This is a genomic window from Streptomyces pilosus (genome assembly GCF_014649835.1).
In the GTDB taxonomy this organism is placed as follows: Bacteria; Actinomycetota; Actinomycetes; order Streptomycetales; family Streptomycetaceae; genus Streptomyces; species Streptomyces pilosus.
The window spans coordinates 219414-242624 of record NZ_BMTU01000002.1 but is presented as its reverse complement, the minus strand read 5'-3'; the positions used below and the strand labels follow the sequence as shown (position 1 = coordinate 242624).

Annotated in this window: 26 protein-coding genes and 1 pseudogene; 24 read left to right on the top strand and 3 right to left on the bottom strand. The window is 70.1% G+C overall.

Annotated features, from left to right (window positions below):
* The first annotated feature begins 324 nt into the window (after positions 1 to 324).
* A complete protein-coding gene (locus IE118_RS06025; RefSeq protein ID WP_229846685.1) occupies positions 325 to 996 on the top strand; it encodes a nucleotidyltransferase domain-containing protein in 672 nt (223 codons plus the stop codon).
* Positions 997 to 1085: 89 nt separating this feature from the next.
* The gene (gene cutA / locus IE118_RS06020; RefSeq protein ID WP_189556222.1) at positions 1086 to 1412 is read left to right on the top strand and encodes a divalent-cation tolerance protein CutA; all 327 of its coding nucleotides are present in this window, start codon (positions 1086 to 1088) and stop codon (positions 1410 to 1412) included.
* A gap of 63 nt (positions 1413 to 1475) precedes the next feature.
* On the opposite strand, the gene IE118_RS06015 is transcribed toward cutA, so the two are convergent.
* A complete protein-coding gene (locus tag IE118_RS06015) occupies positions 1476 to 2717 on the bottom strand; it encodes a helix-turn-helix transcriptional regulator (RefSeq protein ID WP_189556221.1) in 1242 nt (413 codons plus the stop codon).
* A gap of 131 nt (positions 2718 to 2848) precedes the next feature.
* On the opposite strand from IE118_RS06015, the gene IE118_RS06010 reads away from it, so the two are divergent.
* Positions 2849 to 3358 carry an ATP-binding protein gene (locus IE118_RS06010; RefSeq protein WP_189556220.1) on the top strand — a complete coding sequence of 170 codons (510 nt, stop codon included), beginning with the start codon at positions 2849 to 2851 and terminating at the stop codon, positions 3356 to 3358.
* 62 nt (positions 3359 to 3420) lie between these two features.
* Here IE118_RS06010 and IE118_RS06005 read toward each other — a convergent pair whose 3' ends face one another.
* Complete coding sequence (locus tag IE118_RS06005) at positions 3421 to 3921, bottom strand: SAM-dependent methyltransferase (protein ID WP_189556219.1); 501 nt, start codon at positions 3919 to 3921, stop codon at positions 3421 to 3423.
* A 72-nt stretch (positions 3922 to 3993) separates the two neighbouring features.
* Positions 3994 to 5382, bottom strand: a complete 1389-nt coding sequence (locus IE118_RS06000) for an NsdA family TPR-like regulatory protein (protein WP_189556218.1) — start codon at positions 5380 to 5382, stop codon at positions 3994 to 3996.
* 264 nt (positions 5383 to 5646) lie between these two features.
* On the opposite strand from IE118_RS06000, the gene IE118_RS05995 reads away from it, so the two are divergent.
* The 21 genes and pseudogenes from IE118_RS05995 to IE118_RS05890 all read left to right on the top strand — a co-directional run bounded on the left by IE118_RS05995 (position 5647) and on the right by IE118_RS05890 (position 23173).
* Entirely contained in the window at positions 5647 to 6207 is a 561-nt protein-coding gene (locus IE118_RS05995; RefSeq protein WP_229846684.1) for a DUF6415 family natural product biosynthesis protein, read from the top strand.
* A gap of 89 nt (positions 6208 to 6296) precedes the next feature.
* Positions 6297 to 8201: a glycoside hydrolase family 15 protein gene (locus tag IE118_RS05985; protein WP_189556217.1), complete on the top strand. Its 1905-nt coding sequence runs from the start codon at positions 6297 to 6299 to the stop codon at positions 8199 to 8201.
* A gap of 27 nt (positions 8202 to 8228) precedes the next feature.
* Positions 8229 to 9743 carry a sensor histidine kinase gene (locus IE118_RS05980; RefSeq protein WP_189556216.1) on the top strand — a complete coding sequence of 505 codons (1515 nt, stop codon included), beginning with the start codon at positions 8229 to 8231 and terminating at the stop codon, positions 9741 to 9743.
* Between the two features lie 71 nt (positions 9744 to 9814).
* Positions 9815 to 10330, top strand: a complete 516-nt coding sequence (locus IE118_RS05975) for a roadblock/LC7 domain-containing protein (RefSeq protein ID WP_189556215.1) — start codon at positions 9815 to 9817, stop codon at positions 10328 to 10330.
* A complete protein-coding gene (locus IE118_RS05970; protein WP_189556214.1) occupies positions 10327 to 10740 on the top strand; it encodes a DUF742 domain-containing protein in 414 nt (137 codons plus the stop codon). The genes IE118_RS05975 and IE118_RS05970 overlap by 4 nt, the downstream gene beginning before the upstream one ends.
* A gap of 52 nt (positions 10741 to 10792) precedes the next feature.
* On the top strand, positions 10793 to 11380 hold the full coding sequence (locus tag IE118_RS05965; RefSeq protein WP_189556213.1) for a GTP-binding protein: 588 nt from the start codon (positions 10793 to 10795) through the stop codon (positions 11378 to 11380).
* Entirely contained in the window at positions 11380 to 12021 is a 642-nt protein-coding gene (locus IE118_RS05960) for a GAF domain-containing protein (RefSeq protein ID WP_189556212.1), read from the top strand. The genes IE118_RS05965 and IE118_RS05960 overlap by 1 nt, the downstream gene beginning before the upstream one ends.
* Before the next feature lie 86 nt (positions 12022 to 12107).
* Entirely contained in the window at positions 12108 to 13361 is a 1254-nt protein-coding gene (locus tag IE118_RS05955) for an acyl-CoA dehydrogenase family protein (protein ID WP_189556211.1), read from the top strand.
* Between the two features lie 126 nt (positions 13362 to 13487).
* Positions 13488 to 13979, top strand: coding sequence for a helix-turn-helix domain-containing protein (locus tag IE118_RS05950; protein WP_268248926.1), 492 nt, complete (start codon positions 13488 to 13490; stop codon positions 13977 to 13979).
* Between the two features lie 74 nt (positions 13980 to 14053).
* A complete protein-coding gene (locus IE118_RS05945; protein WP_189556210.1) occupies positions 14054 to 14626 on the top strand; it encodes a hypothetical protein in 573 nt (190 codons plus the stop codon).
* On the top strand, positions 14623 to 15198 hold the full coding sequence (locus tag IE118_RS05940) for a DUF6624 domain-containing protein (protein ID WP_189556209.1): 576 nt from the start codon (positions 14623 to 14625) through the stop codon (positions 15196 to 15198). Before IE118_RS05945 ends, IE118_RS05940 begins: the two co-directional genes overlap by 4 nt.
* 73 nt (positions 15199 to 15271) lie before the next feature.
* Positions 15272 to 15739 (top strand): DUF6082 family protein, encoded by a 468-nt coding sequence (locus IE118_RS05935; RefSeq protein ID WP_189556208.1) that lies wholly within the window; start codon positions 15272 to 15274, stop codon positions 15737 to 15739.
* 132 nt (positions 15740 to 15871) lie between these two features.
* On the top strand, positions 15872 to 16060 hold the full coding sequence (locus tag IE118_RS05930; RefSeq protein WP_189556207.1) for an FxLD family lanthipeptide: 189 nt from the start codon (positions 15872 to 15874) through the stop codon (positions 16058 to 16060).
* Between the two features lie 169 nt (positions 16061 to 16229).
* Entirely contained in the window at positions 16230 to 18188 is a 1959-nt protein-coding gene (locus IE118_RS05925; protein WP_189556947.1) for a lantibiotic dehydratase family protein, read from the top strand.
* Positions 18185 to 19108 carry a lanthionine synthetase LanC family protein gene (locus IE118_RS05920; RefSeq protein WP_189556206.1) on the top strand — a complete coding sequence of 308 codons (924 nt, stop codon included), beginning with the start codon at positions 18185 to 18187 and terminating at the stop codon, positions 19106 to 19108. Before IE118_RS05925 ends, IE118_RS05920 begins: the two co-directional genes overlap by 4 nt.
* The gene (locus IE118_RS34845) at positions 19023 to 19436 is read left to right on the top strand and encodes a DUF8094 domain-containing protein (RefSeq protein WP_491591189.1); all 414 of its coding nucleotides are present in this window, start codon (positions 19023 to 19025) and stop codon (positions 19434 to 19436) included. The genes IE118_RS05920 and IE118_RS34845 overlap by 86 nt, the downstream gene beginning before the upstream one ends.
* Before the next feature lie 211 nt (positions 19437 to 19647).
* Positions 19648 to 20094 carry a hypothetical protein gene (locus IE118_RS05910; RefSeq protein ID WP_308431829.1) on the top strand — a complete coding sequence of 149 codons (447 nt, stop codon included), beginning with the start codon at positions 19648 to 19650 and terminating at the stop codon, positions 20092 to 20094.
* 48 nt (positions 20095 to 20142) lie between these two features.
* Positions 20143 to 20886: a glycosyltransferase family 2 protein gene (locus IE118_RS05905; protein ID WP_189556942.1), complete on the top strand. Its 744-nt coding sequence runs from the start codon at positions 20143 to 20145 to the stop codon at positions 20884 to 20886.
* A gap of 305 nt (positions 20887 to 21191) precedes the next feature.
* Complete coding sequence (locus IE118_RS05900) at positions 21192 to 21650, top strand: hypothetical protein (RefSeq protein WP_189556205.1); 459 nt, start codon at positions 21192 to 21194, stop codon at positions 21648 to 21650.
* A pseudogene (locus IE118_RS05895) lies at positions 21647 to 22837 on the top strand (hypothetical protein). Before IE118_RS05900 ends, IE118_RS05895 begins: the two are co-directional and overlap by 4 nt.
* Positions 22838 to 22855: 18 nt before the next feature.
* On the top strand, positions 22856 to 23173 hold the full coding sequence (locus tag IE118_RS05890; RefSeq protein ID WP_189556204.1) for a hypothetical protein: 318 nt from the start codon (positions 22856 to 22858) through the stop codon (positions 23171 to 23173).
* The last annotated feature ends 38 nt before the right edge of the window (positions 23174 to 23211 follow it).

Sequence of the window (23211 nt, the reverse complement as noted above, 5' to 3'; positions counted from 1 at the left end):
TGACCGTGGCCGTCTCTCCCCACATCGCCATGCTCGTGCCGCGTGCCTGACTCGTAGGAGGTGAGGCGATGACCGCAAGGCCCACGCTGAACTGGCCCGGGTCGCGCCCCGCTGCCTCCCCGGTCTCGGGATCCCTGTATGGGCACTCTCCCCCTCCAACAGGCGGCCGACGGTCTGATCCGTCTCACTGGCTCTGGCCCACCCGCCGGACCAACGTTCCTCTGTCGGCGACGCGCGCATCGCGCGAGTGCACCGCAGCAGCGGCGGCAAGGAGCTCCTGTCCAACGAGGACCTGACCTGCCGCTGAGCGGCTACGCTCCCAAGATGACGACCGACCCGTCCACGTGGGAGCCCGCCCCGCTAGCTGAAGTCGCCGATCTCTTCTCACGAGCGGGCTGCACCTGGTGGATCGCGGGCGGCCACGCCATCGAACTCGCCGTTGGACACGCGATCCGAGAGCACGGCGACATCGATGTCCTGTTGTTGCGCGAAGACCAGCACGCCGCCCAGTATGTGCTCGCTGGATGGGAGTGGTGGGCGGCTGATCCGCCCGGCAAGCTTCGTCCCTGGCTACCCGACGAGTACCTGCCCATGGGCGTCCACGACATCTGGTGCCGCCCTGGGCCTGGCAAGCCGTGGCGCCTCCAAATCATGCTGGACGAAGCGCAAGACGGCTTGTGGGTGTCCCGCCGCGACACCGCCGTGCACCGCCCCATCGCGGAGCTGGGCGCGATCAGCACGGCCGGCATCCCCTACCTGCGCCCAGAAGTCCAGCTCTACTACAAAGCCAAGAACCCCCGGCCTAAGGATGAGTCAGACCTCACCGCAGCACTTCCGACGCTCGGGCCGACACAGAGGATCTGGCTCGCCGAAGCCATCCTCGCAACGTACGGGGATCACCCGTGGGTCCACCGCCTCGAAGTGCCGGCCCGGCACCGCCGACCACCCCAGGCGGACCTTCTGGACGACCTGCCCTATGACTGGGAGCAGCGCTGACAACGTCCGGACTGCCGCCCGGATGGCCTTGGGGTCGGCCCCCCAGCGGCTAGATAGGGTCGCGGTACCCGAGCTGGAGAGGTAATTGCATGGCCAACGAGATTGTGATCGCGCAGACGACCAGCGACAACGAGGATCAGGCGAAGGCGCTGGCCCGTGGCGCGGTCGAGAGCAAGCTTGCAGCGGGCGTTCACATCGATGCGCCGATCACCGCTTTCTACTGGTGGAAGAATAAGGTTGAAACGGCGCAGGAGTGGCGGATCTCGTACATGACTACGACGGACCGCCTCCCGGCACTGGAAGCATGGCTGCACGAGAAGCACCCGTACGACATCCCCCAGTGGATCACTCTGCCAGTGACCGGTGGGTCGGAGGCGTATTTGTCCTGGGTTGTTGAGGAGACGGCACAGGGCTGAGAAGCGACGGGACTACGACGGCGTTCGCGTCCTGAGTTTGGCCCTGTATCGGTGCAAGGGGGTTCAGGAGGCGAACTGCCGCAGGTAGACGGCAAGGTCCTGTTCTCGGTCGGGGAGCCACGCTGCGATAGTCGATGCGCGCTCCTTGCCCATCGTGTTGGGCTTGGCCTGTGCCGCTGCGGCGAACTGGCGTGACACGTAGACCCCTTGGTCGACGTCACCTCCACGCAGCAGGGCCGACGCGAGATCACCGAGGACCACGACGCCTCCGTCCGGTAGTTCGTCTCCGAGTCGGTCGACTGCGGTGTCTGCTGTAGCGGTGAGTTCGGGACGCCCCAACTGCCCGTATACAGAGAGGGCCAGCGAATCCATGCGGTACGGGGTCACGAACCGGACCCACGCCTGCTCGTTGGTGTGATCCGCGAAGTCGTAAGCGAAGCGCGCTCGCTCCAACGCCCGGAGCGCCCCCATCTCGTCGCCGGCCGCCGCAGCCTCCTCCGCGTGCCTGCCGAGGACCCAGGCGGCAGCAGTAGCGTTGCCGTGGCCTCGCACATCGCTGGCCGCCTGGGAAAGGAACTCCAACTTCGCCTTCGGCGTCGAGGCGCCGTAGCTGCTGTAGGTCAGGGCCAGGGCTCGGAGCGGAGGGTGCCCGGCGGTCGTCGCGCACTGCGACGTGACCTTGTAGTAGGCGTCGGCTTTGTCGTGCTCACCCAGGTCCCAGGCGACCCAACCCGCCAGGGCGGCGGTTTCTCCAGCGGCGATAGTGAGAGCCCGCTCGTGCTCGCCAGCACGAGGCAGAGCCGCGGTGATTGCGTCAAGATGCGACTCGACCGTCCTTTGTAGCCGCCGGGCGCTGAGATTGAGTTCCTGGACGTGTAGTTCAGCGGCCCGGTCGATGAGCGCGACGGCGGAGGGCGAATCGATCTTGGACCCCTTACTGAGGGCGAAGGCGAGGCGCCCCCAGGGCTCGGCAGCCGCGCTCACGCCGACAGCGGCGCCACCCAGCAGCGTGCGACGCTTCACGGCGTCCTGGTCCTCCTCTGCACTGGCATGCCCCTTTCTCTTCCGAGCGCGGGCAGCCTTGGCCTCCCCCTGAAGCTCCTCGAAGGGCACACCGCAGGCCGCCGCGATGTGGGCGATTGTGTGATTGGTAGGGACGTTCTCGAAGTTCTCATAGCGGCTGATCTCTCGGCGGGTCATGGTGTCCCGGCCGGAGACAGCGTTGATCGCGTCTGCCTGCTCCTCCTGCGTCCTGCCCGCCTCCTGCCGGAGCCGGAGGAGCAGGTCGGCGAACGGATCTGGCATGAGTGTGACCTCTGTTGGTGGGCGGAATCCAATCATGGCCTCAATTCCCCCTCCGACTTTCCCCCTTGACAGATATTTCCCCCTCTGGATTCCCCTGGTCGACGGCGTCGCCACGCGGTGCGATAGCCCCCATGACCAGGCTCCAAGAGGAGACCCCGCCCGGCGGGGGCATCCGTAGCTTTGCCGACGTGGCAGGCGTGTCATGCGCGAGGTCGGTTCACGAAGACCGACACAGCACATCGGCGAGGGCAGGCATACCGGCGGCACCCCATGGCTGTCAGGCGGCCTTTCTCCCTGATCTCGCGAACGTTGGGGAGATGCGGCAGACAGCCGGGGCGTTCCTGCGGCGGTGCCGTGTTTCGGACCCGGTGGCGGGGGTCGTCGTACTGGCCGTCTCGGAGCTGGCCACCAACGCCGTGATTCACGGTGAGGGAGAAGTCGTGCTCCGGATCACGGTGGCCGTCGACGTGGTGCGTGTCTCGGTCACCGATCACAATCCGGCCCCAGCTGTACTCAAGGAAGCCGGACCCGACGGTGAATCCGGTCGCGGGATCCGGCTTGTCGATGCGATCTCAGACGCGTGGGAGAGCAGCGGCAAGGAGACGTGGTGTGAGTTCCGGTACGCGAGGGCTGAGGGTTGAGCCAGACTTCCAAATGGTTCCCGGCCATGCGGTTGACGAGTCGGGCAGCTCAGTCACTTCCCCTACAGGGGACGCGCGGAGGGCCGTTCGCTTGCCTTCGCCCAGTAGTTCGGTTCGAGCATCTCGCCAGGCCATGCGGGCTGACGGATCGGGCCCTGAGGCCCCATCTGTTCGAAGTACGGTGCCAGGTCGATCACGGGCGTCCCGTCGACGGCGTCGAGATCGGTGACCAGGAGGTCCCTGCCTTCGACCTTGAGCAACCGCGGGTAACTGACCGCCAGTTGGTTGGGGCGCCGGTGGTTGCGGTGGACGAACGTACCGGTCGCCGGCCAGTTCTGGTTTCCCCTTGGACTGCGTGCGTGGAGCTGGACGTCTTCAGGTCGGGCCAGATGGAAGCGCCAGGTCACGGTCAGGTGGGAGAACTCCTCGATTCCTTGCAGCGTTTCAAGGGGATACGCGTCGTCGAGCCGGATGATCGATTCGACCCCGCCTTGGTAGTCGTCCTGTACGCGAGTGTGGCCGCCGACGACCGCGGCGATCGACTTGACCTCGTAGGTCGGCATCAGCGCTCGTTCCTCTCCCTGGGCGTAGCGTGCGCGGCGGCCTCCGGTCAGCGCCGCGAAACCGTTCTGTGGTCAGCCTATGGCGCGCAACAAGCCTCGCGCGCGACGGTCCAGTTCGGCGACGTGGCGACCACCGCGCTGCCGGACGGGCGAGATGTCACTCTGCATGCGGACGATGACGTCGCGGGCTCGCCCGGACTGGATACCAGCCATGGCGTCGAGTGCTTCGTTCCAGGTTGCGCATGCCTCGTCAAGGCGTCCCTGCTGGACTTGGACGGCGCCGAGGTAACCGAGCGTCACGCCGTGGGTACGGGCGAACTGCTGGCGTTGGCGCGTGGCCACGCTGCGCTTGAAGTGGATCTCCGCATCCCGAGGCTGGCCCATGTCGCGCAGAGCGCAGGCCGTCTCGTGGGCGAGGGAGGCTTCCTGAAAAAAGCCGACGCGCGCCGGCGCCTCGTTGGTGTCGGCGCGAGCGAGGTCCCGCTCCGCGCGGCTGATGGCCGCGAGAGAGCCGGCCCGGTCGCCGTCGGCCGCGAGTGCGCGAGCGTGGACGATCGCCAGAAGTGCCTTTTCACGATGGCTGGCTTGGCCGTAGCGGTCGCGGGACATCGAGGCGTCGGCCAGGGCGAGCGCCCGGCGTGGATGCCCGAGGTCCACGGCCTGGTGGGCGAGGGCGCGCAGGACATGACCACCGAGCGGTCCGTCTCCAGCTTCCGCCGCGATGCGGGCGGCAATGGTGAGGTAGCGCTGGGCAGTGCGGTGTTCACTGGCGTCGAAGGCCATCCAACCGGCGAGGTAAGTCATCTCCGCCACGGCGGAGTACGTGTCGCGGCGGAGCTGATCTGTACGGAATCGGCCGCCAAGCAGCGGTACCGCACCGTCGAGCAGGTGGCTGGCGAGGGCCTTGCGGCCGGAAGCGCCGCCTCGTTGCTGGTCGCGCGCGGAGTAGTAGACCGTGAGGTCGCGGACGTCGTCGATGTCTGTCTGGGTCACCGGGCGCGGGGATGCCGGTCGGCGCTTCGCCGCTGCGGCGGGGGCGGCTGTCCACCACGAGGCTGTGGGCAGGGCGAGGCCGGCCGCGGAGTAGGCGGCGGTGGACAGCAGCTTGCGTCGGTGCATGTCGAGATCGTCGCTTCCCAGCTCGGCCAGTGCAGTCAGAGGGTCGACGCTCCAGTCGGATCCGGTGTCGGTCGTGCCTGTTGGCTCTTCTTCCAGCCCGAGGTCGGCCACGGTGAGGTGGCGGCCGAGTCTGCGGGACAGCGTCTCGCGCAGGATATGCGGCGCTCTGCCACTCGGCTTCGTGCCGAGCACCCACATGGAGATGTGCGAGCGGGAGATCGCCTCCAGCTCACGCACTCCGCTCTCCGCGGCCACTCGAGCAACGGCAGCGGCTGCTTGTGGCTGGGACCAGCCTGCTTCGCGCAGGAGTGCGGCGAGGGCGACGTTTCGTTCACGGGCCATGGACTGCCCCTCGGGTCCGAAATGATCTTTGGCGCCTTTGGCGGCCTTCCGGTCCGCACAGGCATACCCCTCAGACGGGATTCACGGTTCGCTCAACGTAGCTGCCAGATCACTCACTTCGCACGCCAGCCGTCGGTGCCAACCGGCGATTTCGGCTCACTTTGGCTTGATCCGAACAGGAGTTGTGTCATGCGCCTTTCGCTGGTCCCTCGCGGAGGAGACATCCAGAGCGTGGGCGGGAGCGGAGAGCGAGGGTCCGTCACCGTGAAGCGGGCGCCGCAGCGTGATCAAGTGGTGGCCGCGTCGGAGACGGTGACGCTCGTGCTGGGCGAGGATTCACCGCTACCCGAGAGCGCTGCTGATGTGGAGGACCTCGTTCGCCGTCTGCGCGGTCACGTTGCCCAGTTGGGAGCACGAACCCCTTCGGGCACCCCCGTCCTGCTGCGCGCGCAGCGGCTCTGCTCGGACAGCGTCCCCGAGGGCTACATGCCCAGCCGGGTGTACCTGGTCGAGCTCGCCGAAGCGACGCAGGAGCTCGTCACGCATGTGGAGCGCGGTGGTCCCGGGTCGATGCGCCCGGAGCGCAGGCGGCGTTCGTGGAAGCCCCGGATCAACATGCTGCGGGGCGGTTTTCGCAGTTGCCCTCGCCTGTTTGGTCTGGGCCGCTTCGGTTCCACGGACGTGACAGTAACCGAGGTCGTCGTCATCGGGCTGATTCTCGGGCCGATGGCCTGGCTGGTCCTCCGCGGCGAGCGCGCAGCCAGCCCTGTCGCGGCCGACGAGGACTCCCCGCCGACCCTGAACGACCCGACCTCACCCCGGTGACCACAGGTGCCCCTCCTTCTCAGTGTTCCCGGCCGCCGTAGCGGCCCCCGATACCCCCGGCCTGCGGGGTCAATGGAGATTCACAAGCGATGGAACGTCTTCCGCGTATCGAGCAGTACGGCCTGATCGGCGACATGCAGACCAGTGCCCACGTCTGCGACGACGGTTCGATCGACTGGCTGTGCCTGCCCCGCTTCGACTCGCCGGCCGTTTTCGCCGGCCTGCTCGGGACGCAGAAACACGGCACCTGGCAGATCGCTCCGGCCTCGCCGCCTCCTGGCCGGTCCGGCTCCGAAGCGGAAGCCAAACGCCGGTACTGCGGTGACTCACTCGTCCTCGAATCGGTGTGGCGCATCCCGACCGGTTCGGTCCGCGTCCTGGATTTCATGCCGCCACGCGACGGGGCACCTCAGGTGATCCGGATCGTAGAGGGTCTCACCGGCGAAGTGCCGATGGTCTCGGCCATGCGTCCGCGTCCGGGGTACGGCAGCGTCAGCCCGTGGATCCACGAGGTCGGGGGCCGCATGGTCGCGGAAGCCGGCGCGGACGCTCTGTGGCTCGACACCTGCGTCCAGCAGGTGGAGAAGGACGGTGCCATCGTCAGCGCCTTCGCCGTCGCCGCCGGGCAGAGCGTGGCTTTCGCGCTCAGTTGGTGCCCATCCCATGCAGCCGCGCCTGACGTTCCCGACCCGGAGGTCGCGCTCACCGAGACACTCACCTTCTGGCAGGAGTGGGCGCAGGAATGCACCTACGACGGCCCCTTCCGCGAGCCCGTGGTTCGTTCCTTGATCGCGCTGAAGGCGATGACCCATGGGCCGAGCGGCGGGATCGTCGCGGCGCCGACCACATCGCTGCCTGAGGAGATCGGCGGCGGACGGAACTGGGACTACCGCTACACCTGGCTGCGCGACGCCTCCACGACGCTGGCCGCGCTGCTGGGGACCGGGTACCGGCAGGAGGCGCAGGCGTGGCGGCGATGGCTGTTGCGTGCGGTGGCCGGCGATCCGGAGAACCTTCAGATCATGTACGGGATCACCGGGGAGCGCGATATGCGGGAGCGGGAGCTGGCCTGGCTTCCCGGGTACGAGGGCTCAACCCCGGTACGGGTCGGAAACGGGGCGGCGGACCAGCTCCAGCTCGACGTGTACGGCGAGGTGATCGAGACCCTGTACCTCGCGCACCAGAGCGGTGTCGCCCACTGCGCCGACACTGCGGTCCTGCACCAGCGCCTCGTCGACCACCTGGCGCAGCGCTGGCAGGAGCCTGACGAGGGAATCTGGGAGATCCGCGGGGCACGCCGGCACTTCGTCCACTCCAAGGTGATGGCCTGGGTCGCGGTCGACCGCACCATCCGCCTGGCGGAAGTCGGTGCCCTCGACGTGGACCTGCCCCCCTTGGTCGAGTTGCGGGCCACGATCCACCATGAGGTCTGCACCAAGGGCTTCGACCCGGCGCGCAACACCTTCACCCAGTCCTACGGCTCCCAGGACCTGGACGCCGCCACGCTGCTCATCCCCTGCGTCGGCTTCCTGCCGCCACACGACCCGCGCGTCATCGGCACCGTGGATGCGGTACGTCGTGAACTCTCCACACCGGACGGGCTCGTGTACCGGTACCCGACCCGCGGCAAGCGCACCGGAGCGGACGGCTTGGCCGGCGATGAGGGCACCTTCCTCCTTTGCAACTTCTGGCTCGTCGATGCGCTCGCCCTGACCGGCCGCCTCGGCGAGGCCCACGCCCTGTTCGAACACCTTCTCGCGCTGCGCAGCGGCCTCGGGCTCCTGGCCGAGGAGTACGACCCCGTCCAGCAGCGCCAGCTCGGTAATTTCCCGCAGGCGTTCAGCCACATGGGCCTGATCCAAAGTGCCCGGCTCCTTCATCAGCTGGCGACGCAGTCTTCCTGCCAGCGAGGCACGGTCGAGGTTCCGGCGCCTCGCTCGACCTCACGCAACACGCTCCAGACCTGCACAAGCCTGACGCCGCAGCACGCCTAGCAACCCCGCCTTCTGACGAGGATTCCCATGCCTGACAGCGCCTTCCCGGCACGGCCGGCCGCTCCCGGCCACCGCAGACGTCGGCCTCCACGGATCGACCCGATCACGCTGCACCGTGTCCGCCGCGCCGTGGCCTTGCCCGTGGTGCTACTGACCGCGCTGTTGGGTGCCGCCTTCGCCCTGTGGTCGATGTCTGCGGTAGGTCCCGGCTGGCTCCTGGCCGACGTTGTCTGTGGGCTGGCCGGGGTCGCGCTGGTGGCGGCTCGCGGAGTGCGCACGGCCGCAGGGGCCATGCAGGCAGCTGTGGAGGAGGCCCAGGCAGCGGCGCTGACAGCGGTCGCCGAGGCAGGAGCGGCCGTCGAGAAGTCGGTGCAGTGGTCGGCGGACGAGCTGTGCCGCGGGGGACGCCCAGCGCTGCCGGACATGCAGACGCCACCGCCGGCCAGTCCGACCGTCGAAATCAACAAGGCGTTGAGTTCCCTCCAGGCGCAGGCCATAGCGTCGCTGATACGCGTGCACGACGAGTCCCAGTCCGTCGTTCTCCTGGAAGTGCTGCGCCGTCTGGCGATGCGCGAGCACGCACTGGTCGGCAAGGCGCTCGAGGCACTGAGCCAGCTGGAGAAACTGACCGACGACCCGGAGCTGCTTTCGAAGATCTTCGAGATCGATCACCTCGTGACGCGGATGCGCCGACAGGTCGAGAGCACGGCGGTGCTGGGCGGGCAGTCCCTGCGCAGCGTGCGTCGGCCCGTCCCCGTCGCGACGGCGCTGCGCGGCGCGGTCTCCGAAGTTGTGCAGTATCCGCGTGTGGCCGTCGCGGCTGGTTCCGTGGGCGCTGAGCTGGGCCTTCCGGGACATGTGGGTCCGGACCTGACCCACCTTCTGGCCGAGCTGATCGAGAACGCCTGCGAGTGCTCCGATCCGGCAACGAAGGTGACCGTGCGAGCGCAGCGGGTTTCCAACGGGCTGGCGATCGAGGTCGAGGACCGGGCCATCCCTATGCATCCGCAGACACGCGCGCAGATGAACCACCTGCTCAAGGCCCCTGACGAGGTGGACGTCAGCGGTCAGGTACGAGCGGGACAGCTCGGCTTGCTGGTCGCCGCGAAAATCGCCCAGTCGCACGGGCTGTCCGTTCTCCTCCAGGAGAACGTGACGGGAGGCACCACCGCCCTGGTCGTCATTCCGGCACGGCTCATCGTCGCGATTCCCTCGCCCGAGGACTCGGGCGCGCTCCCCAGGAGACCCCGCCCCTCCGCGCCGCCTCGGCAGAGTGCCACGACTCCAGCCATCCCGGCGGGCCAGGTACCACGCCCGGGCACCGCAGGGGCGCCGAGAGCCGGAGAGGCAGGTCACTCGGCTGATGCGCCCGCCCTTCCCACGCGTACGCGTCAGGCCGGCTCGTTCCGTCCACCACGCGAGCGGGAGCAAGCCCCCGTGACCGCGGCGACGCCAGGGCTCGCAGCCGCCTTCCGCAAAGGCATCCAGGCCAGCGGGACCGCTGGTTCTTCGCCCGCTTCCGCAGAGCAACCCAGGCCCTGATTTCGCCCTTCCTTCACGTTCCCGGTGGCCTGTTACATCCGCTGGCCCTTCCCCCTTCTGGAGCGATCCCTATGAGCACCCACCCCGCGATGAACAACATGACCAGCGACGCCCCCGCATCCGAGACGACGGCAAGCGGTCAACGGGACAACATGGCCTGGCTGCTGCGTCACTTCACCTCCGAGACTCCGGGCGTCACGCACGCCGTCCTGCTGTCGCGCGACGGACTGCGGCTGCTGGACAGCGACGTCGACAAGGACTGGGCGGACGAACTGTCGGCCGCGCTCAGCGGAGTGGCCTCCCTCGCGACGAACATCACCGGCCCCAGCCACAAGAAGAGGCCGGCCAAGCAAGTCATCATCGAGCGAGACGACTGCCTGTTCTTCGTCCAGAGCGCCGGGTGCAGCGCAGCGTTCGAGGGCCATCCCGGCAACGAACGCGGTGAGGTGGACACGATCCTCGCCGTCATCAGCACCACGGACGCCGACGCGGGCACCGTCGGGTTCGAGATGGGGCGCCTCGTCCAGAAGTTCGCCCCTTACATGCAGATCCCCGTCCGCGTCGGCACGGGTGCTGAGGTCCGGTGAGCACACACGGCCGCTCGGCCGAGGAGTCGACGTTCGTGCGGACCTACACGCTGACGCGCGGGCGCACCAAGCCGCGGCACCTGCTGGGCTTGGAGACCGTGCTGGACGCCGGGTCGGGGCGGCCGGGCCCGGGGCAGGCCGCGGAGTGCGAAGAGATCCTCGCCCTGTGCCAAGAGCACCGGCGTTCCGTGACCGAGCTAGCCGGCCGACTCCGCCGCCCCGTCACCGCCGTCAAGATCCTCGTCTCGGACCTCTTGGACGCCGATGCCCTGGTCGTCTCCGTCACCGATGCCTATGCCGCCTCCGACGCAGACGCGGATGAGCGTCCCACCACCCACCTATTGGCGGCCCTCTCTGTGGGCCTGAAGAGGAAGTGGCCCGATGCCGTCGCCTACCCCCAGGCCGGATGACTCGACCGTGGCGCTGCGGAGTCCGTCGCGCCCGCAGGCCGGTGCACCGACTGTGCTGAAGATCGTGATTGCCGGGGGCTTCGGCGCGGGCAAGACCACCGCCGTTGGTGCTGTCAGCGAGATCACGCCGCTGAGCACGGAGGAGTACCTGACCGAGGCGAGCGCTGACGTGGACAGCCTGGAAGGCGTCGAGGCGAAGCAGACCACCACGGTCGCCTTCGACTTCGGCCGCCTCAGCCTGCCGGACGCGCCCGTGCCCCTGGAACTGTTTCTGTTCGGCACGCCCGGCCAGGACCGGTTCGTCGACCTCTGGTACGACCTCTCCCGCGGAGCCGTCGGCGCGGTCGTTCTGGTCGACACCCGCCGCCTGGAAAGCAGCTTCACTTCCGTCAGCTTCTTCGAAGACATCGGCCTGCCTTTCGTCGTCGCCATCAACCAGTTCGACGGAGCACACCGCTACCACCCCGAACAGGTTCGCACCGCCCTCGAACTCCCCACCTCTGCGCCGGTGGTCACCTGCGATGCCCGCGACCCGAACCACGTTGCCGGCGTCCTGCTGACCCTCGTCGGCCACGCCGTGAAGAGCGCATCAGCAGGCCCCGCTCGCCCAGCAGCCACTACTACCCTCCAGGACGCCTGATGTCATATCAGCCCAACGACCCCTACCTCGTACCGCAGACCGTCCGAGCAACGCGGTCACTGCCGCGACGCAACATGCGAGACATCGGCCTTGGGCCGTCCGTCTCGGCTGACGTTGCCGTCCCCGGCCCGCAGGACCAGCAGACGACCGAACTGGCGCGGCGGTATGAGCTGCTCGAGCGCCTGGGCGTGCCCACCGCGACCAGCCGGGACTTCGACGAGCTGGCACGCGACATGGCCACGCAGGCCGGATTCCTGTACGGGTTCGTCAATCTCTTCCTGGAGGAGCAGACCTTCGTCGGGCTGCACCAGCCGCCCGCTGACAGCGGGTACGTCATCGTCGGCCGCACCATGAGCCGCGACCACGGCTGGTGCCCGGAGGTCATGGCCCGCAAGAAGGCCCTGCCGCTGCACGACGTGCACGCCAGCCCGCGCTTCAGCGGCAACCATGTGGTCGACGCGGTCGGGATCCGCTCCTACTTCGGCGCACCGCTCATCCACGACAGCGGCACCGTGCTCGGCACAGTGTGCGTCATCGACCCCGAGAAGCGGCCCCTGAGCGAGGCCCGACGGCTGAGAGACATCGTCATCGACGCCGGCGCCCAGGTGATGGACCACATCGCCCACGCGCCCGTCCGCTAGGCCGTTCCACCACCCCCACCCGGGAGCCGCAGGCGATCCCCGGCCACTCCACTGTGCGACCTTCACCCAGGGAGAGGGAGACGACCATGCCCGCCACACCCACCACTCCTCCACCGGCGCTGCGTCCCTACCTCACCGCCCGCCACGAACTGCTGTGGGACGAGGCGGACGTCTTCGCGGAAGAGCACATCGCGCCGCGCGCCGCACGTATGGAGGCCGCTCCGGGCAGGGTGGAGCGCAAGGTCGCCGACCTGATGGCCGCACGGGGCTGGTTCGCCGTCACCGTCCCGGCCGCCTTCGGCGGTCTTGGCGCCGGCCATGTGGCCAAGACGGTCCTGGTCCACCGCATCGCGCGGGTCTCGGCGGCTGCCGCGGCCATCCTGCAGGCCACCCTCATCCCCGTCGGCGGGTTGTTGCACTTCGCCACTTATGAGCAGAAGGGCCGCTGGCTGCCGCGGGTGGCGGACGGTTCACTTCTTTTGTCGATCGCCGTGACCGAACCGCGGGCCGGCGGGCACATCGGCGGCATCGAAACCACCGCCGAACGCGCCCGCAATCAATGGGTGATCACCGGCAGCAAGGTCCACATCGGCAACAGCCATCTCGCCGGAGCCCACCTCGTCGTCGCCCGAACCGCCGAGGCCGGCGTAAGTACTTCCCAGGCGCTGACCGCGTTCATGGTGGAATCCGACCGACCCGGGCTCTCGGTCTCCGACCATCGTCCCGGCCTCGGCCTGCACGGCTTCTCCGCCGGCCGCCTCGACCTCGACCACGTCCGCGTCCCCGAGGACAACGTGGTCGGAGAGATCGGCCAGGGGCTGAGCGTGGCCCAGAGCAGCAGCATCCTGTACGGCCGTCCCAACCTGGCTGCGCTCAGCCTCGGGATCCACGAGGCGGTCGTGGCCACCACGACTTCCCGCCTCAAGGCGCGCGCCCGCTACCGGGGCGCCCTGTCCGATCTGCCGGTCCTGCGGGACCGCATCGGTGACATGGAGGCCCGCCTGCGCGCCGGACGAATCCTGGCCTACCAGTCCGTGCACCTCCTCGACCAGGGCCTGCCCTGCGACGCCGACCTGATCAACGCCAAGTATCTCGGCCACCAGTGGGCCATGCAGTCCACCCAGGACGCCATGGAACTGCACGGCGCCCATGCCCTCGACCGCGGCTACGTCCTCCAGCGCCTGTGGCGCGACATCCAGCACACCTATCCACCGGCCGGAACCGGCGAAGTCCAGCGCATACGCCTCGCCGACGCCGCCTTCAACGAGGACCACATCCAGTGGTCCGAACGCCTCGCCGCCGAAGCGTCCTGGGCACGACCCGACCCCACCGCCGCATGAGCCCCCGTGCGCGGCACCCGTGAATCCAGACCGCCGCGCACGGGCCCGTGCCGCCGGCCCCCGTCCCCCGCGGGGACCGGCGGCACCCCTCCCAGTGACCAGCCACCCAGCCGAGAAGGAGACACCGTGACCCCGCCCGTGACGACCAGCGCACCCATCACACCCCTGACGCCGACATTGCAGCGCGTCGCCCAGCACCTCGCAGACGGCCTCACCCCCCATGAGATCGCCACCGAGACCGAACTCTCGGCCGTAACCGTCCGCCAGTACGTCCGCGACATCCGGGCGAGCCTCCACTGCCCGCCCCGCTGCAAACCACCGGTGATCGTGCACCGCCTGTTCGCTGCCCAACAAGTCGCCCCACCCACAACGGACAGGCCAACGCCCAAGCTCAGCCCGGAGCAGCAACTGCTGCTGCAGGCCGTCGCTGAGCACAGCAATCCCCACGACATCGCCGTCGCCGCCAAGATCGCCCCCGCCGATGTCCGAGCGGCACACGACGAACTGCTCGACAAGACCGGGGCGGCCAACACCACCCAGCTCGTCGTCCTTGCCCACGCGTGGGGCCTGCTGGGCACCAGGCCAGCCGCCACGACGGAGAGCGGAGCGAGCCAATGAACGCGTCACCCGTTTCTGTCGCCACCAAGCCCTTACACGCCTTCCTGCACCGGCGGGCGACAGCGTTACCGGCCGTGTACGAGATGCGGACACTGTGCACCGACGCCGAACGAGACGAGGCCGCCGCACTCGTCCAGGACCGTCAACGCTGGCTCACCACGCGCGGCCTGCCTGTACCGGCCCGAGCCGACATCCCGGCTCTGTTCCGCGACCCGCAGGCAAAGCCGGCCGGACTGTTCGAGGACGGGCTGCTGCTGGCCTGCATGATCCCGCAGCGCGGGCCCCACCTCCGATGGGGCGAGGGCCCGTGCCTCTTCCTGGGCTGCGTCTACACCCTGCCCGACCGCTCTGACGACACCGTCCGGCTGATCACTCTGTGGGTCTCCGACTTTGCTGCCCGGCTCGGCGTTCCGCTCGTGCGGGCCGAGGTCCTGGCCCGCCATCCCCTCGACGTTGATCCGATCGCCACATTCCTTCATCGGCTCACCGACATGGGATGGGATCTGCGAGGATCCGGCACCGGGCAGCACGATGAGCGAGTCGCTCGCCTCGAACTCACCGCAGAGCGTCGGCCTGGGCTGAGCGCGCTCATCGGCTGCCGGGTCCACGAGCCGCGTTCCGCCGCAGACCAGCGGGGCATCGCGTGATGACCGCCGAACCGCTACGGCCGGACCTCGCCCGCGAACTCCTCGTCCGAGCCGCACAGTCGGCAGCGCGCCGGGCCAAGCGCGTGCGCAACCACCTCGACGCCGTCCAACTCGGCCAGGACCGTCACGCCGACCACGCCGACGCCAAAGTGCTGCGCCGCATCCTGGCCGAACATGACTGGCCCGGCCACCGCCTCGTCGGCCCCGACGCGGCACGTGCCGCCTGGAGCATCGCTCTTCACGCCGACGGCGAGCCCGACTTTCAACGGGCGGCCACCACCCTTCTGAAGCGCGCAGTCCAGGACGACGACGCGCGCATCCAGCACTGGGCCCACCTTCACGACCGTGCCCTGGTCAACAGCGGGCGACCACAAGAGTTCGGGACCCAACTGGTCGTCAACGCAGCAGGGGTTGAGCTGTGCCCGCTGCGCGCACCGGAGTCCCTGGACCAGCGAAGGGCCGCCGTCGGGCTGCCGCCGATCGCCGTCGCCCTGGAGACGGTGCGGCGCCGGTACGCCCCGGATCGCCATGCCGGCGACTCCCCGACCGTCGTGCTCGCGGGGGCCGCATGACGCAGCGGGCCCCACAGGCTCCACAGACCCAACACTCGTCCGCAGACCCCTTACCTGAAAGGACCGCTGAAGTATGAAGCTCACTACCGCCGTCCTCGCTGCCGGCGCCGCCGTCTCCCTCACCACCGCCGTGGTCGGAGCCGCCCGGCTCAGGCAGGACGCGCGGCATCAGGCCGAGCGAAACGAGGTGGCCGTCGCGCGGAACCAGCTCGACTGGCTGACGCAGTTGTCCACCAACCCCGACCTCGCCAAGCTCTGGACGCCCGAGGACATCGAAGTCGAGGAGTACATGCAGCTGCTCCATGCCAACCAGCAGATCTGCACCCTCAGCCTGCGTGACCGGCTGGGCTTCGTTCACCACGGACAACTGCCCTTCTACGCCTCGATGCTCATGAGCAGCGACGTCTGCAGGCGGTACTGGGCCCGTTTCGGAGACCTCCGCGCCCAGGAGGCCGAGGGCGACGAGCGCGCCGAGCACTTCACCGAGGTCCTGGACAGGGCTGCGAAGACCCACTCGCGGGCGCAGCCAGCAGCAGCCTGACGACACGGCTCACACCGACTCCCAGACGCCCTGGAGCAGGCGACACCGTCGCCCGCCACCGTCTGGCACCAAGTTCCGGGTCCCGACCGGGGCCCGGCATCCCGCACCACCCATCGCCACTAGGAGGCAAGCATGACCGCCGTGCAGACGGAGAGGCCGACCGCCCCCGCGCAGCCGGACCTCGCAACCACCGACGAGACCGACCCGTTCGGACTCGACATCACCTTCATCGAGGGCACGCCGGCGACCGAGACGGCCCTGATGTGCAGCACGGGCGACACCTGCGGCAGCTCCTGCCCCAGCGCCTGCACCACCTCGTAAACCGGTCCGATCCGGCAGCGCGGGCCGGGCGGGGCTTCCCGTCCGGCCCGCATCCCGCCCCGTCACAAAGGAAGAAGGGAGAGCGGTGATGACACGGGTACGTCCCAGCCTGTATCAGGGCGCGGGGCAGGCGATGCTGCGCTCCGCAGTGCACCTCACTGCGCCCGCCATGCCACCCTGGCCGGCATCCACGGCACCGGTGGAACCGTGGCGTGCGTGGCTGAACAGCGTCTGGTCCGACGATGCCTTTCGGCAGACAGTGACCGACGCCAGCCCCGACCTTGCCGGACAGGTGCAGGCCATCATCGACGGCCGCACGCCGAAGCCGCGCCGGGTTCGCCGTGCTGCTCTGGCCACGGCCCGCTACGCGATCCGGTACGCACACCGCTCCACCCCCTACGGCCTGTTCGCCGGCGTCGCCCTGCTCGGCTTCGACCAGTCGACATCCGTGCGCTTCGGAGAAGACCACCAGGCCGTCGTCCGCCCCGATCCGGTCGGTCTCGACGAGATGGTCAGCGCTTGGGAGAGCGACAGCACTCGCATGGCCGACACGGAGGTCTGCGTCAATACGCTGGCCCGGCAGCGTAACGAGCACATCCACGTGCCGTCCGACGGCGACGCAGAGTTTCGCCTCACCCTGAACTCTGCGCTGCGCCTCGTGCTCAACCTGGCCCGCTCCCCGATCGAGTATCGCCAGCTGGCCGACAAACTCGCCGCGGAGTACCCCGCTGTGAGCGACGCAGCGCGTCACCGGCTCCTGGGCGAACTGCTGCGGGTACGGCTGCTGCGCTCCTCACTGCGCGCGCCAGCCACCGCCGTCGACCCCTCAGACGCCCTACCGGACGCGGTCCGCGCCCAGGCAGACCGGCTGCGGCCAGCATGCGAGCTGCGGCTGGATGCCGACGTGCGGCTGCCCGAACAAGTGCTGACCGAGGCAGGGACGACAGCGACCGTGCTGGCCCGCCTGGCCACTCATCCGAACGGGACACCGACCTGGCGTCGGTGGATCGAGCAATTCACCGAGCGCTACGGCGAGAACGTCCCCGTTCCGGTGGAGGTGGCCACGGACTTCGACCGGGGCGTGGGCTTTCCGGAAGGGTTCGTCACCGTGAGCGAACCGCCCCGGGCGATGTCCCGGCGCGACCGACTGCTGCTGGAGCTGGCCGGCACCGCCGCCGCCGAGGGCAAGCGCACGGTGGCCCTGACGGGCGCGATGATCGAGGAGCTGGAAGCCGCAGCCGGCGAGAAGCCACACCATCCGGCGCCCCATCTCGAACTGGCCGCTCAGGTGCACGCCTCCTCCGTCCAGGCCCTCGACCGGGGGGACTTCCGGCTGCGGATCCTGACCGTCTCCCGCTCGGCCGGTTCGATGACCGGACGGTTCTGGCACCTCTTCCCCGGCACCGAGGAGGCGTACGCGCACCTGCCCACCATCGATGCGGAGGCGGAGCTGGCACAGCTGTCCTTCCACGCCGGGCGGGTGCCGGCCGACCTGCTCACCCGCGCGCCCCAGGCCCTGCCCCGCGTCGTCAGCGTCGGCGAATTCCGCCGCCCCGCCCCGCACGTCCTCTTCCCCGGCGACCTGTCGGTCACCGTCGCCGACGGCCGCCCCCAGCTGCTGGAGTCCGCGACGGGCAAGCGGCTGGAGCTGCTGGCCCCCACCGCCATCAACTTCCTGTGGAACAACTACACCCCGCCGTTGGCCCGCTTCCTCGGCGAGATCAGCCGGGCCGCGTCCCCGCAGGTGACCTGGTTCGACTGGGGTGCCGCCTGGACCCTGCCCTTCACCCCGGCCCTCACCTACCGGCGCACCATCCTCACCGCCGCCCGGTGGAAGATCCGCAGACGCACGCTGCCCGCCCGCACCGCACCACTCCAGCAGTGGGCAGCCCAACTCCACGCCTGGCGTGCCCGGTTCCGGGTGCCGGAGCGGGTCCTGCTCGCTGAGGACGACCAGCAGCTGCCCCTCGACCTCACCCGCGACGTCGACCTGGACCTCCTGCGCGCGCACCTGGACGCCAGCCCCTTCGGCATCGCCACCCTGCACGACGCGCCCCCGCTGGACGCCGACGGGTGGATCGGCGGCCGGGCCCACAGCATCGTCGTCCCCCTGGCCAGGCGCTCATGACCACGACGACCGTGCCCCGTACGCAGGACCTGTCCGAGGGCGCCCTGGGGATGGCCCTGCTCGACATCGAGCGCCGGGACCTGTCCACCGCCCGCCGCCACCTCGCCCGGGCCACTGTCCGAGGGGTGAGTACGGGCAGTAACGCCAGCCTCTTCCACGGCGCACCCGCCCTGGAGTTCGTCCTGGCCCGTGCCCACGGGGCCGGCGACGACGTCCGCGCGGCCGTCGACCGCGTCGTGGACGCCCGGCTCGCCGCCACCCACCGCCGTCAGGCGGCCGGCGCGCTGCCCCACCTCGCCGAATGGGACCTCATCCGCGGCCTGACCGGACTCGCCGCACTGCTGCTGTCCCGCCGCCCGATCGCGCCCCGGCTGCCCGACGTGCTCGCCTGTCTCGTCGCGCTCGCCCACCCCGCCCGTGGTGAAGGCCGGATTCTGCCTGGGTGGTGGTCGCTGGTCGGCCCCGACGGGAAGACGATGGCCGGCGGCCACGGCAACAACGGCATGGCCCACGGCATCGCGGGGCCTCTGGCTGTGCTTTGCCTCGCCCTACGCGCCGGAGTCAGCGTCCCCGGGCAGGAGGAGGCCGTCGGCACATTCGCCACCTGGCTCGACCGGCACGGCGCCCACTACTGGTCCACCGCAGCACACCTGAAGACCGACCAGCCGCCCGCAGCGGAACCGGCCCGCCAGTCCTGGTGCTACGGCCAACCCGGCATCGCCCGCGCCCAGCAGCTCGCCGCTCTCGCCCTCGGCGACACCGCCCGGCGTCAAGCGGCCGAGGACACCGTCGAGACCATCCTGACCGACCCGCTGCGGCTCGCCCGCATCACTCCTGACCGCCGCCGAGAAGCTGCTGGCGACCAAGGCCAGCAAGCAGCAGATCAAGGTCCACGACGAGACCGGCACCCGCTTCGGTAACCAGGGCACCACCGTCTTCGACGGAGCCGACAACCGCTACAACGACGCCTACGCCCTCAAGACGGCAGACGGCGGCGCGCTGATCCTTTTCTCCCACACGCACACCCAGACCGACTCCGTCGCGCACTCCGGCCTGCAGATCAACCCCGGCAAGGACGACCGGGCCTGGCTCCACGACGTGCCCCGCACCTCCATCCGCTACACATTCGTGTGCAACGACGCCGCCACCGTCCCCTCGAAGGCCGAGCCCTCCCGCCTGATCGGCTACACCTGCGCCCGCACCGACGCCTCCGGCCCCCCGGTCACATCCTGGTCCGACCGCGCGTAGCCCCACCCGCGCGCCACCGCGACGGCCGCCGAACATCCCCCGCACCCCGCTCGCTCCGGAGAATCCCCTGTCCACACGCTCCTTCATCGCCCGCCCCACCCGCGGTACGGGATACACGGGCATCCACGTCCAGCTCGACGGCGTACCCAGCCACCACCTCCCCTTGCTCCTGGCCGCCTACCAGTACAAGTTCGGACGCAACATCGAGGCCATGTCCCGGCACCTCATCGACGACGTCGCCGTCGGCTGGGACGAACTCGGCACCGATCTCCTCGACGACGCCCCGCCCGCACTCGTGACCGCGCTGACGGGCGGCGAGCACTGGCCCAGCCGAACCCTCGACCACCTGATCACCCCGGACGGCTCACCCCCGGTACGCATGTCGGTCACCGACACGACCGCCGATGAGCAGGACGTGCAGTGGGGGTACGTCCTGCACAAGGAGGGCGTCGAGGTGATCAGCCTCCTGCACGAGGACATCGGCCCGATCGTGAGCTGGTCCACCGACCCGCGCACCGCCTTCAACGACCACCCGGCGGCCTGGTCCGTCCTCGACTCCCCGCCCGCCATGCGGGCATCGCGCGGCAGGCAGCCCCAGAGCGGTCCTGCCGCAGCCCCGGCGAAGGCCGGCGCCCCGCGCCCCGCCGCCCGACGCTAGTTCCCCCTCGCCTTCCCGGAGCCTTCTCTGCCCCCGTACACCACGCCCCTGATCACCGTCGTCATTGCAAGCCGCCTGCGCGAAGAGCGGCTGGACTACCTGACCGCCATGCACGCCAGCCTCACCCGGCAGTCCGTGCCGTGGGAGGCCGTGATCGCGCTCGACGGTGCATCGCCCGACCGTCTGCCGGCCCCGCTCGCGCAGGATCCGCGCGTTCGCACGCTGGCGCTGCCCCGTCCGGTCGGCGCCGCCTGCGCCAGGAACCTGGCCCTCGCTCACGTACGCACCCCGTACACCAACTGGGCCGACGACGATGATCTGTTCCCCGACGATGCGATGGCCGTACGGCTGAACACCCTGGAGTCGACGAGAGTCGGCTGGTGCGCCGGCTGGAGCGAGGACCAGCACCCCGACGGCTCGACCACCCTGTGGCGCTGCCCCACGCCGCCAGGCCGGCATGAGGCCGGTGACGTGTGGACGTACTGGAAGTCGCCTGCGGACACCATCCCCATCGGGCCGACCACGATCCTCGCCCGCACCGACCTCGTGCGCGCCGCTCCGATGGGCGGCCTCGTCCAGGGCGAGGACTACTGCGCGGCCCTCGGCGTCACCGCTCTCGCCCCCGGCATCCTGCTGCCAGTACCCGTGTACAGGTACCGCAAGTGGGACGGGCAGATGACGGCCCAGGTCGGATACGACCGGCTGGAGGCAGCTGCCCGGGAGCACGCCTGGGCATACGGCCGCAGCCTGCGCGCCGTCCTGCGCGGTGGCGAAAACCTGGTCCGTGGCTGAGGCGCAGATCGTCCTGTCGCACAGCCGGGAGTCCGGGATCGTCGCGATCGCCTCGGGCGAGCAGTACCGGTGGGCGCACACCGCCCTTCCGTGCCGAAGCAGGAGCGCCGAGCACACGCGTGGCCAGCCATCGAGACGTGGCTCGCCGACGGTGAAACGTCCTTTCGTCAGGCCCGCATCAGCGCGCCCCATCGTCACCCGGCCCCGCCCGTCACCGCGCCAGCCCGCCCCCCTCACCGCGGCCCGGCCCGCGCACCGCGGCCCCTGACCCTTCCGCCCCACGCCCCGAGGAGAGCCCCGCCCCCTTGCGACCCGGCACCCACTTCGCCTTCGGCGACCACGAGGAACACGGCTTCGTGGCCTCCTTCACCGCCGCCCTGCCCGCGCACCTCGCCCACTGGTACCTGGAGCGCGAGCAGTTCGAGCCCGTTCCCGGAGAACCCGGCCTGTACCGGCTCAGCGAGCCCGAGCGCGACGGAGTCCGCCGCACCCGCCACGCCGTCCACGACCTGCGCCACCACGGCTACACCGTGCAGGCCGACATCCGCCTCGAGCCGTCCCTCTCGGCCGGCCCGCCGCGCCCCGTCCGGCCCAACGGACTCCAGGAGCGCCGCAGCCGTCTCGCCCAGGCCGCCGCCGGCCGGACGACGCAGCGCTCCGCACCGCCCACCACCTCCCCGCCAGCGGCCCGGCCGATCCCGCCGAAGCCCACGTACGCTCCGACCGTCCATTTGACGGCCGCGACCGGCGGGCGGTCCCGATGACACCCGCGAGCAGCCCGGCCCCCGACGGCCCCTTGCCGACAGCTCCCGCACTGGCCAACGGGGCACGCGACTTCCGCTTGCGGATGGCGGTCATCGACAGCGAGACCGAGGCCGCGCTCGACATGACACGCGACCGCTACGGCCGTACCGTCCACGCGGGCGCCGCCGCAGCCGCACGAGCTCACCGTGACAAGGCAGCGGTGGAGGCGTACGCCACCCACCTCGCCCCGCACGCCGAGGCTCTCCTCGATGCCGCCCGCCTCGTGCTCGACGAGCTGCCACCCGCCCGGCACCTGATCGGGTGGCGGGCCGTCCTGGACGGCCTGGCTGCCTCCGCCGCCGAGATCCGCCGGGCCCTCGACCGGCCGGCCGCCCCTGGCTCCCAGGCGGAACGCACTCAGCACGCGGCCTTGTGGCCGCACCTCACCGCTTGGGCGGACCACAGCTCTATCGCCAGCAACCTCGCCGACCAGCGCGACGGCTAGCACCACAATGCTCCGCTGACCGACGCAGAGCAGCAGATGTGGACCGAGAGGGCCCAGGCCGCGCAACGGCGCGGCGAGCTGGAGCTGACCGAGTCGTGGTATGCCGCCGACGGACAGCCGATCACCCTCGCTTGCCTGGTCGAGGACAACGACTCGACGGTGGTCGCGCTGCGCGGCGACCCGGGGGTACCGGGCTGGCAGGTGATCGGGCACTACGCCCACGAGCATGAGGCGGGCAAGGCCCTCCCCGCTCCGGTCCCGCCCGGCATCCTGCGCGCGGACGTCTCCCGATTCAACCGCCCGGCACCGGCCCCGGAGGTGTCCCTGCAGGAACTCATCCGCGACGTCGTCGAAGGCCACACCGCCGGTGACGCCTCGAATGCTCTCCTCGGAAGCGTCCAGCGCGGCTACGCCGCCGGCCCGATGGTCCGCCTTCAGGAACTCCTGGAGAAGAGCAGCCAGTTCGCCAGCGCCCTGAAGACCGTGCAGGGCCGCCAGATCGCCGCCCGCCTCTCAGCGTTGGGACGGCAGATCGAGTTCCTCACCCGTGAAGTCGAAGAGACAGCCGAATACCTCGGCGCGACCGTCGCCGTCCTGCCCCCGCACCGCACTCCCGTGCTACGCGCCCGCCCGCGCCCGGCCGTGGACACCACCCCGCCCACGCCACCACCCCGCGCCAGCACAACCGCCCGCCACCGCTAGACCCCGAGAAAGCACCCGTTGTCCCCGACCGCACCCCCAGCCCCGGCACCGCGCATCACCTACGGCGCGGTGCTAAACAGCCCCCTCGCCCCCGCGGGCCGGACCAGCGAGGCGTATGCGTGGCTGATCCTCTCGATCGGCGTCGGGCAGTCCGCCGGTACCGCCCTGGCCGGACGCCTCGCCGAGCAGACGCTGGCCAGCGCGGCGCTCCCCGCCGTCGGCGCGGCCTTCGCCCTCGCCGTCCTTCTCGCCGCGCGCCGACAGCTCCGCCCCGCCGGGCACCGGTCGCCCGGCCGACACCGCCGCCCACTCCGAGGCCGGCACAAGACGTCCTGATCAGGGCGCACCCCCACCTTCCAACCCCTTTGAGGAGA